The organism is Candidatus Hodgkinia cicadicola (genome assembly GCF_002774925.1).
In genome coordinates, this window is record NZ_NXGO01000066.1 from 1 (window position 1) to 993 (window position 993).

2 protein-coding genes are annotated in these 993 nt (G+C 29.3%); both read left to right on the forward strand.

The features are described 5' to 3' along the window. The coding region (locus tag MAGTDC_RS02735) for a peptide deformylase (protein ID WP_146656943.1) at positions 1-635 on the forward strand (635 nt) is incomplete at its 5' end. A 100-nt stretch (positions 636-735) separates the two neighbouring features. Further along, a partial coding sequence (locus MAGTDC_RS02740) for a hypothetical protein (protein WP_146656944.1) occupies positions 736-993 on the forward strand: 258 nt, incomplete at its 3' end.

Genomic DNA, 993 nt, shown 5'->3' on the forward strand with positions numbered 1-993 from the left:
ATAGTAATTTATCTAAAATAGAAAGTTGAACTATAGATAGATATAGGTTATTAGTTCATCAACGTTTACCAATTGTTTTAACCGGAGGTATTAGTCGTATTTCAGAAGAATTTGATGGTATAGTTATTAAGGCTTTAATAGGAAATGATTTAAATAAATCAGTGACTTGGTGAAGTAGTCAGTTATTGTTACCGAATGTTCTTCGGTATCCAGCACCGCCTATTAGAATAATTAAAAATAATCCATCTACTTTAAGTATACATTGTATACATAGGTTAATGCACTTGACGTTTACTAATTCTGCATTAGGTATTAGTAGTAATCAGATGGGGTGACCGTATGGAATTTTTATTATAAATCTGCCAACAATATCATGAAAACGAAAATTACATGTTTTGGCTTATCCTTCTGTTGTGTTCGGTAGTGAGTATAGGGAAGATTTTAAAGAGTGTTGTCTATCAGTTGCTAATGAATATTCTATTAGTAGAAAGAAAAAAATGATAGTTGTTTGTTATGATGTATTAAGAGATGTTGTTTGTGTGATTAAATCTTACTCAGTGTTTACCGCTTGTTTACAACATGAATGTGACCATAATATGGGTTATATAATTTCTGATAAACATGAAACTTCTTAAGTTAATTAGTATATCATCAATGTTTATTCAAGGAGATAGGTATTTGTTAGATTTTGATAGACGTGATTTGTTACTATACTTATTGTGAGCTAGTTGAACAATGTTTAATACTAATAGTAATTTATCTAAAATAGAAAGTTGAACTATAGATAGATATAGGTTATTAGTTCATCAACGTTTACCAATTGTTTTAACCGGAGGTATTAGTCGTATTTCAGAAGAATTTGATGGTATAGTTATTAAGGCTTTAATAGGAAATGATTTAAATAAATCAGTGACTTGGTGAAGTAGTCAGTTATTGTTACCGAATGTTCTTCGGTATCCAGCACCGCCTATTAGAATAATTAAAAATAATCCA